The 7,425-nt window shown below is 67.5% G+C and carries 10 protein-coding genes; all 10 read left to right on the top strand.

Features of this window, described 5'->3' with window-relative positions; translation table 11 throughout:
- A partial coding sequence (locus tag EV663_RS15250; protein ID WP_243697990.1) for a DUF6441 family protein occupies nt 1-497 on the top strand: 497 nt, incomplete at its 5' end.
- Between the two features lie 72 nt (nt 498-569).
- The gene (locus tag EV663_RS15245; protein WP_165910225.1) at nt 570-1,430 is read left to right on the top strand and encodes a minor capsid protein; all 861 of its coding nucleotides are present in this window, start codon (nt 570-572) and stop codon (nt 1,428-1,430) included.
- On the top strand, nt 1,427-1,951 hold the full coding sequence (locus EV663_RS15240) for a hypothetical protein (RefSeq protein WP_132953371.1): 525 nt from the start codon (nt 1,427-1,429) through the stop codon (nt 1,949-1,951). The genes EV663_RS15245 and EV663_RS15240 overlap by 4 nt, the downstream gene beginning before the upstream one ends.
- Before the next feature lie 4 nt (nt 1,952-1,955).
- The gene (locus EV663_RS15235) at nt 1,956-2,375 is read left to right on the top strand and encodes an acyl-CoA transferase (protein WP_132953369.1); all 420 of its coding nucleotides are present in this window, start codon (nt 1,956-1,958) and stop codon (nt 2,373-2,375) included.
- A 24-nt stretch (nt 2,376-2,399) separates the two neighbouring features.
- Nucleotides 2,400-3,356, top strand: coding sequence for a phage tail tube protein (locus EV663_RS15230; protein WP_132953367.1), 957 nt, complete (start codon nt 2,400-2,402; stop codon nt 3,354-3,356).
- Nucleotides 3,356-3,793: a hypothetical protein gene (locus EV663_RS15225; protein ID WP_132953365.1), complete on the top strand. Its 438-nt coding sequence runs from the start codon at nt 3,356-3,358 to the stop codon at nt 3,791-3,793. Before EV663_RS15230 ends, EV663_RS15225 begins: the two co-directional genes overlap by 1 nt.
- A 68-nt stretch (nt 3,794-3,861) precedes the next feature.
- Entirely contained in the window at nt 3,862-4,020 is a 159-nt protein-coding gene (locus EV663_RS15700) for a DUF7697 family protein (protein WP_425057149.1), read from the top strand.
- Nucleotides 4,013-6,430, top strand: a complete 2,418-nt coding sequence (locus tag EV663_RS15220; protein WP_132953363.1) for a phage tail tape measure C-terminal domain-containing protein — start codon at nt 4,013-4,015, stop codon at nt 6,428-6,430. The genes EV663_RS15700 and EV663_RS15220 overlap by 8 nt, the downstream gene beginning before the upstream one ends.
- Nucleotides 6,430-7,056: a DUF2460 domain-containing protein gene (locus tag EV663_RS15215; RefSeq protein ID WP_132953361.1), complete on the top strand. Its 627-nt coding sequence runs from the start codon at nt 6,430-6,432 to the stop codon at nt 7,054-7,056. Before EV663_RS15220 ends, EV663_RS15215 begins: the two co-directional genes overlap by 1 nt.
- A complete protein-coding gene (locus EV663_RS15210; RefSeq protein ID WP_132953359.1) occupies nt 7,053-7,343 on the top strand; it encodes a hypothetical protein in 291 nt (96 codons plus the stop codon). The genes EV663_RS15215 and EV663_RS15210 overlap by 4 nt, the downstream gene beginning before the upstream one ends.
- Nucleotides 7,344-7,425: the final 82 nt, after the last annotated feature.

The following is a 7,425-nucleotide window of genomic DNA, read 5'->3' as shown; positions in this document are numbered from 1 at the left end:
GAACGGCCATCCCCAAAGCCGGCTCGACGAACTGCTCCCGTGGAATTTCCGGCCGTCAAGCTGAAAGCCGGGTGACCGTCAGACGACGCTTACGGTCCAAGGCGCCCGTCATCGTCGGCGCCCACGACAACGGCCCGCTGATCCGCTCGAAGGAGGGGTTCTGGCTCGCGATCCCTACCGAGGCCGCCGGCCGTGGCCTACGAGGCGCCAAGCTCACCCCCGGCGAATGGGAACGCCGTCGCGGCCTGCGTCTTAGGTTTGTCTATCGTCGCCGGGGTCCGAGCCTGCTGGTCGCCGACCGGGCTCGGATCAACAAACGCGGCCAGGCGGTGGCCTCGCGCGCGAAGACCGGCCGCAACCAGGTCACCGCGCCGATCTTCCTGCTGGTGCCGCAGGTCAAGCTGCCGAAGCGGCTCGACCTCGACCGCGATGCCGAGCGGGCGCTCGACAGCGTGCCGGGGCTGATCGTGGCGAACTGGGTGGACATGAGGCGGTGAGCGTTCGGTGGGTTGCCAAAGAATTAACCTTGTTGTGCGATGTTGAAGAAAAATCTGTCCAAGGGCTTCTCCATGCACATCGATCCGCAACTATACCGCAAAGCGTTCCAGGCCTACCTGCGAAAAGGGACGCCCATCGAGTGGTCGATCAAGCAGGAGCGGCCTACCACGCATTACATCTGGCGCACGCGTGGGGATGACAAAGTCCGCCCGAGCCATGCTGTCAACAACGGTCGGGTCTTCGCATGGGATGACCCGCCCGAGACGGGCCACCCCGGCGAAGACTATGGCTGCCGCTGCACGGCTGAGCCCTTCATGCCGTCAGTCGATGAGTTCATTGAAATCGAATTGGCCGATACTGAAGACTCCGGAGCCGCTTGGAGCAGCCGTGACTTCGTCCGCCACTACTACAACGGTCGTGGGCGCGGTGTTACCGTTCGGGAAACCGGACATCTGAGCAGAATCGTGGCGCAGTACATGACTTCCACTGTGACAAAGAGCCTTCAGGACAACATTGCAGAGGTAGCCAGAGAACACCCAAACGGTGCCTTTTCAGATGTCTTCGAGAACACATACGATATGACTGGGATCGTATTCAGCATCGGTGACACCACAATAGGCGGTCGCTTCACGGGAAACTGTGTTGCGGAGTTCGGCATTCTGACGCTCTCGGGGCAATTCGAATTCTACCTCGAGGATGAATTCGCCGATCCAGCCGATGTCGGTATGGAGGTCGTCGATTTCGGCGAGACCATCTATGAAAATATCCACAGGCCGCTGGAAGATTACCTTCGCGGACGAGTCGGGCTCCGTCCCACAGGGCCTCAGCGGCTGGGCATTCACACTGGCGAACCGTATTCGATCACGGATCGATGGGCTGGAAGTTTCTCAGGTCAGATTCTTGCGGATCGAGCACGCAGCAGGTTCGGGTGAAACATCGGGATAGCGACAACGGTAATGACGGGGTGCTTGGTGCCATCTTGGGCGTCGCACTGATCCCAATCGTCCTTGTGGCGCTCTGGGTCGTAATCGTCTTCAACAACAGCTATCGCACTTGCGTACGGCTCGAGAACGGCGCAAACCTCGGCTATGAAGCAGTCTTCGACCTGAGCAGGCCGTACCTGAAGCCAATTGCGGTTCCACGATTGGAGGATGGGACGCCTATAATCCGTGACAGTCTCTGGTCTATCAAAATCACGCCGACTACTATCCACGGCCTTTCTATGGCATCGGCAATAGACGAGCGCGGCTATCGTTTCGCTTGGCGCAACGACGTCGGGCTTGTCTTGGAAGCCGAAAATCCCACCGATTACGAACGTCTTGTCGCCGAAGCGGGGCACGCGAATTGGGACATTGAGATCAACAACATCGGCACCGGGGCGTTGATGAATAGACTGATTGAGAGACCGGATTCCGATGTCGGTCGCTGTCCGACTTCCTTGATCACTTGGTGATCCCATGCCCACCCCACGCGAAACCATCCTCGCCGCGCTGCACGCGCGGCTCTCGGCGCTGCCCGCCACCGCCCTGCGCGGCGAGGTGTTGCCCGAGCGCGTTCCGGCAGATGGGCTGCTGATCGTGCGCGATGGCGAGCCGGGCGAGCCCGAGGTCACGCTCTCTCCGCTGCGCTACCACTACCAGCACCGCGCCGAGATCGAAGCCGTCGTGCAGGGTGCCGACCGTGACGCGGCGTTTGATGCGCTGACCGCCAGTATCGGCACGGCGCTTGCCGCCGACCGCACGCTGGGCGGGCTCTGCGACTGGGTCGAGGCGGAGGCGCCGCGCCCGGTCGATCTGCCGGTCGAGGGCGCGGCTGGCCTGAAGGCCGCCGTGATCCCGGTGGCGCTGCACTATTCCACGGCCGATCCGCTGGCCTGACCCCGACAACCCGAGGAGAACACCATGGCACGAGCTCAGGGGGCGCGGGCGCTGATGGCGCTTGCGTTCGAGACGACCTATGGCACGCCGCCCGCCAGCGGCTTCACCCGCATGCCCTTCGCCAGCACCTCGCTTGGGGCGGAGCAGCCGCTGCTGAACTCGGAGCTGCTCGGCTACGGCCGCGATCCGCTGGCGCCGATCAAGGATGCGGTCACGGCCGATGGCGATGTCGTCGTGCCGCTCGACGCCGAGGCCTTCGGCTTCTGGCTGAAGGCGGCCTTCGGCACGCCTGCGACCACAGGCGTAGAGGCCCCCTACACCCACGAGTTCCAGTCGGGGTCCTGGACGCTGCCCTCGATGTCGATCGAGACCGGCATGCCCGAGGTGCCGCGCTACGCGATGTATTCCGGCTGCGTGCTCGACCAGCTCACCTGGCAGATGCAGCGCTCGGGTCTGCTGACCGCAACGGCGCGGCTGGTGGCGCAGGGCGAGACGGTGGGCACGACCACCAGCGCGTTCGGCGCACCCGCCTCACCCCCCGCCGCGCTGGAGCTGAAGCGCTTCGGCCATTTCAACGGGGCGATCACGCGCAATGGCTCAGCCCTCGGCAACGTGGTCTCGGCCGAGATCACCTACGCCAACAACCTCGACCGGATCGAGACGATCCGGAGCGACGGGCGCATCGACGGGGCGGACCCGTCCATCGCGGCGCTCACGGGCCGGATCGAGGTCCGCTTCGCCGACCAGACGCTGGTGACGCAGGCGATCAACGGCGAGGCCTGCGAGATGGAGTTCGCCTACGTCCTGCCCTCCGGCGAAAGCTTCACCTTCACCGTGCACGCCGTCTACCTGCCGCGCCCGCGCATCGAGATTTCCGGGCCGCAGGGCGTGCAGGCGACCTTCGACTGGCAGGCCGCCCGCGACAGCGTCGTCGGCCGGATGTGCATCGCCACCCTCGTGAACGACATAGAGGTGTACTGATGCTCGCTCTCGACCTGACCAACGCTCCGCGCTGGCATGACCTCGCGCCCGGCGTCCGGGTGCAGCTGCGCCCGCTGACGACCGCCCTGATGGTCGCGACGCGCAGCGATCCGGTTGTTGAGGCGGTACCGGAGGAAGCCTCCGATGAGGAGCGCGCCGTCGCTTTCGCCAAGGCTCTCGCGCGGCGGGCCGTGCTCGTCTGGGACGGCATCGGCGACGCGGACGGCAACCCCATCGACCCCAGCCCCGAGGCCATCGACGCGCTGCTCGATGTCTGGCCGATCTTCGAGGCGTTCCAGCTGACCTACGTCTCCAAGGGCCTGCTGCTGGAACAGGAAAAAAACGCCTCCGCGCTCTCGCCGAATGGTCCTTCGGCGGGGGCGAGCGCTACTGCCAAGCCTGCGCGCAAACCTGTCCGGACTGCCCGGCGCGGCTGAACCGGCCGCTGGCCCATGAGGGCTGGCAGGTCTGGGACCTCGTCGGACGCCTCGGCGGCCAGCTGCGTGTGTTGCCCGGCGCGGTGATCGGCTGGGACATGTCGGCGGCGCTGGCGCTCGGGAACGCGCTCGGCGTACCGCCCATGGCCATGGCCGAACTGCTGCCCGTCATCGAGGCGGTGATGGTCACCAAACTTAACGAACAGATGGATCACTCCCATGGCTGAGAAGAGGGTGAGCGTCCGCCTCGCGGCCGTGGGCGGACGGCAGGTGCGCGCCGAGTCGGAAGGCGTCGGCGAGGCCGGGTCGCGCGGCTTCGGACGGCTCAGCCGGGAGATGGAAGCGGCCAACGCCCGGCTCGCGGCCTTCTCGCGGCGGGTGCGGGTCGCGGCCGCCGCCGCCGTGGCCGCCGCTGCCGCTGCAGGCGTAGCGATGATCCGGTCCGGCCTGCAGACGGTTGATGCGCAGGCCAAGCTTGCCCAGTCCCTCGGCACCACCGTCGCCTCGATCCAGACGCTGGAACGCGCGGGCGAGTTGGCGGGCGTGTCGATGTCCGGCATCGAGCAGGCCACCAAGGATCTGACGCGCCGTCTCAGCCAGGCGGCCGCCGGGACCGGTCCCGCTGCCGACGCGCTCGACCGGCTGGGGCTTTCCGCATCAGAGTTGATCGCGCTGCCGCTGGACCAGCGCGTGGGTGCGATCAACGCCGCCATCGAGAGCTTCGTGCCCGCTGCCGAGCGCGCTGCCGTCGCGGGCCAACTCTTCGGCGAGGAAGGCTCCATCGCCATGAGCCGGATCGACACCGCGACGCTGCGCCAGGCGACAGAGGACGTGCTTGCTTTCGGTGTCGTGGTCTCCGAGCAGGATGCGGACCAGATCGAGCGGACGAACGACGCGATCTCCCGGCTCGGACTGATCTGGCGCGGGCTGTCGAACCAGCTCGCCGTCGCCGCAGCGCCGGCGCTCGAAGCCTTGGCAGATGCCATGGCCGCAGTCGCCAGCCGCACCGGCCCGCTCGGCATCGCGATCCGCGGTCTCTTCGACAACATCGGTCGCCTGACCACCTACGCCGCCTCTTTCGCCGCCTTTCTCGCGGGACGCTGGGTCGCCGGAATGGCGGCTGCTGCCCTTTCGGTACGAGGCGTTGCCACGGCGCTCGTCGTCCTGCGCGGCGCGCTGATCCGCACCGGCATTGGCGCGCTGATCGTCGGCGCGGGCGAACTTGTCTACCAGTTCACCCGCCTCGTGTCCGGCGCGGGCGGGTTCGGAGAAGCGATGTCGCTCCTGAAGGACCTCGCCGTCGAGGTCTGGGAGCGGATCAGGATGGGCGCAGCTGCGGCGGGTGCGGCCGCCACGGCGATGTTCTTCGACCTGAAGGCCGATGCCGCGTCGGGCATGCAGAGCACCATCGAGAGCGTGGTGGGCTTCGGGAACACCGCCGCGAACACGTTCGAGGGCGCCTACCAAGCGATCAAGGCGATCTGGGGCCTGCTGCCCGCCGCCATCGGCGATCTGGCGTTCCAGGCGGCCAACAGCCTGGTCGACGGCGTCGAGGCGATGCTGAACGGCGTGGTCTCGCGCATCAACGGCTTCATCGGCGGCATCAATCAGGGGTTGGAAGCGCTCGGGTCGGAGCGGCGCATCTCGCTGGTGCCGGACCTCGACCTCGGCGAAATCGAGAACCGCTTCGAGGGTGCGGCCAGTGCCGCCACCACGGCGGCGCAGGCGGCGTTCGACCGGGCCTTCGAGGACAATCCGCTGACCGCGCCCGATCTCGGTCTGACCGAGGCTGCGAACCGCGCGCTCGAGTCCGCGAATGTCTACCGTGGGGCCGCGCGCGATCTGGCGGAAGGGGCCCGCGCGCCTCTCGAAAGCTGGCAGGCGCTGCAGGATGCGGTACGCGGCACCGACGAGGCCAGTGCCGATGCGCTGACCGAGGCCACCGGCGCGGCCGAGCGGCTGGAGACGGCGCTCGGCGATGCCGGGGGCGCTGCAACGGATGCAGGCGCGGCGGCTGGGGCTGCTGCTGCGGCAGCGGAGCCCGCGACCGAGGCCGCCGTCAACGGTTGGCAGGCGGTCACCGCAGCGCTCTCCGACTACGCCAGCAAGGCCCGCGACATCGGTGGCGACATCGGCCAGAGCCTCGTCGGGGCTTTCCAGTCGGCCGAGAACGCCGTCGGCCAGTTCGTGAAGACCGGCAAGCTAAAATTCCGCGATCTCGTCACCTCGCTGCTCGCCGATCTCGCCCAGCTGGCGGCGCGGCGCTTCATCCTCGGTCCCATCGCCAATGCGCTCTCGGGCGTGTTCTCCGGCGCGGGCGGGATCTTCGCCAACGTCCTGCATGCCGGCGGGATGGTGGGCTCGGCTGGGCCCTCGCGCATGGTCCCGGCCATGGCCTTTGCCGCCGCGCCGCGTATGCATTCCGGCGGCATGGCCGGACTTCGCCACGACGAGGTGCCCGCGATCCTGCAGCGGGGCGAGCGGGTGTTGTCGCGGCGGGAGGCGCAGACCTACGGCGCGGGCGGCGGTGTCAACGTCACCATCATGGCCCGCGACGCCGAGAGTTTCCGGCAGTCGAGGACGCAGGTCGCGGCCGATATCGCCCGTGCGGTCTCGCTTGGGCGGAGGGGCATGTGATGACGTTCCACGAGGTCCGTTTCCCAGACAATATCAGCCGCGGCGCGCGGGGCGGGCCGGAACGGCGCACGCAGATCGTCGAGCTTGGCTCCGGCGACGAGGAGCGCAACGCCAGCTGGGCCAATTCGCGCCGCCGTTACGACGTCGCCTACGGCATCCGACGCGTCGACGATCTGGCGGCGGTGGTCGCCTTCTTCGAGGCGCGGAACGGGCGGCTACACGGCTTCCGGTTCAAGGATTGGGGCGATCACAAGTCCTGCCTGCCGTCCCAGACGCCATTGCCGACCGATCAGGCGATCGGGACCGGCGACGGCACGATGACCGCCTTCCAGCTGATGAAGCGCTACGCCTCGGGCAGCCAGACCTGGAACCGCACGATCACCAAGCCGGTCGCCGGCACGGTGCGCGTCGCTCTTGATGGCACGGAGCAGCCCACGGGCTGGTCGGTCGACACCGCCACCGGCGTAGTCACCTTCGGCACCGCGCCGGGCGCTGGCGTCGCGATCACCGCGGGCTTCGAGTTTGACGTGCCGGTCCGCTTCGACACCGACGCGCTCGACGTGACGCTCGACCTCGAGCGGCTCGGTTCGATCACCTCCATCCCGCTTCTGGAGATCCGGCGATGAACGAGAAACTCGGCTTTCTGCAGGCCGTCGTTCAGGAATTCGCGGTCGCGAGTTCCCTGGTCGTGGCGGCCTGGGGCGCGCTCGGCGGCGCGACACATGCCATCACCATCCGGATGCGCCCGCGCGACGCGATCCGGCAGATGCTGCTCGGCGGCCTGATCGCCTCCGGCATGGGGAGCCTCTCCATGGTGCTGGTGGCCCGCTGGCTGGGCCTGCCCCTGGTTGCCATTCCCGCCGGCGGTGCCACGGCGTCCGCCGCCTATCTGGCCGGGATGAGCTATGCGTGAAACTGGGTGACGGGGTTTGAGAGGGTGGCGTATCGTGGCGGGTGCTGAAGCCTGCCAGAACTTCCAAGAGGAACGATACGCC

The organism is Rhodovulum bhavnagarense, assembly GCF_004343505.1.
In the GTDB taxonomy this organism is placed as follows: Bacteria; Pseudomonadota; Alphaproteobacteria; order Rhodobacterales; family Rhodobacteraceae; genus Rhodovulum; species Rhodovulum bhavnagarense.
Note: the sequence above shows the minus strand (reverse complement) of the source record. Positions and strands in the feature narration are given on the sequence as shown.

What these genes read in the sequence shown, in the direction of transcription:
- EV663_RS15245 (WP_165910225.1), top strand. Translation starts at nt 570, where the DNA reads ATGCACATCGATCCGCAACTATACCGCAAAGCGTTCCAGGCCTACCTG.
- EV663_RS15235 (WP_132953369.1), top strand. Translation starts at nt 1,956, where the DNA reads ATGCCCACCCCACGCGAAACCATCCTCGCCGCGCTGCACGCGCGGCTC.
- EV663_RS15230 (WP_132953367.1), top strand. Translation starts at nt 2,400, where the DNA reads ATGGCACGAGCTCAGGGGGCGCGGGCGCTGATGGCGCTTGCGTTCGAG.
- EV663_RS15225 (WP_132953365.1), top strand. Translation starts at nt 3,356, where the DNA reads ATGCTCGCTCTCGACCTGACCAACGCTCCGCGCTGGCATGACCTCGCG.
- EV663_RS15220 (WP_132953363.1), top strand. Translation starts at nt 4,013, where the DNA reads ATGGCTGAGAAGAGGGTGAGCGTCCGCCTCGCGGCCGTGGGCGGACGG.
- EV663_RS15215 (WP_132953361.1), top strand. Translation starts at nt 6,430, where the DNA reads ATGACGTTCCACGAGGTCCGTTTCCCAGACAATATCAGCCGCGGCGCG.
- EV663_RS15210 (WP_132953359.1), top strand. Translation starts at nt 7,053, where the DNA reads ATGAACGAGAAACTCGGCTTTCTGCAGGCCGTCGTTCAGGAATTCGCG.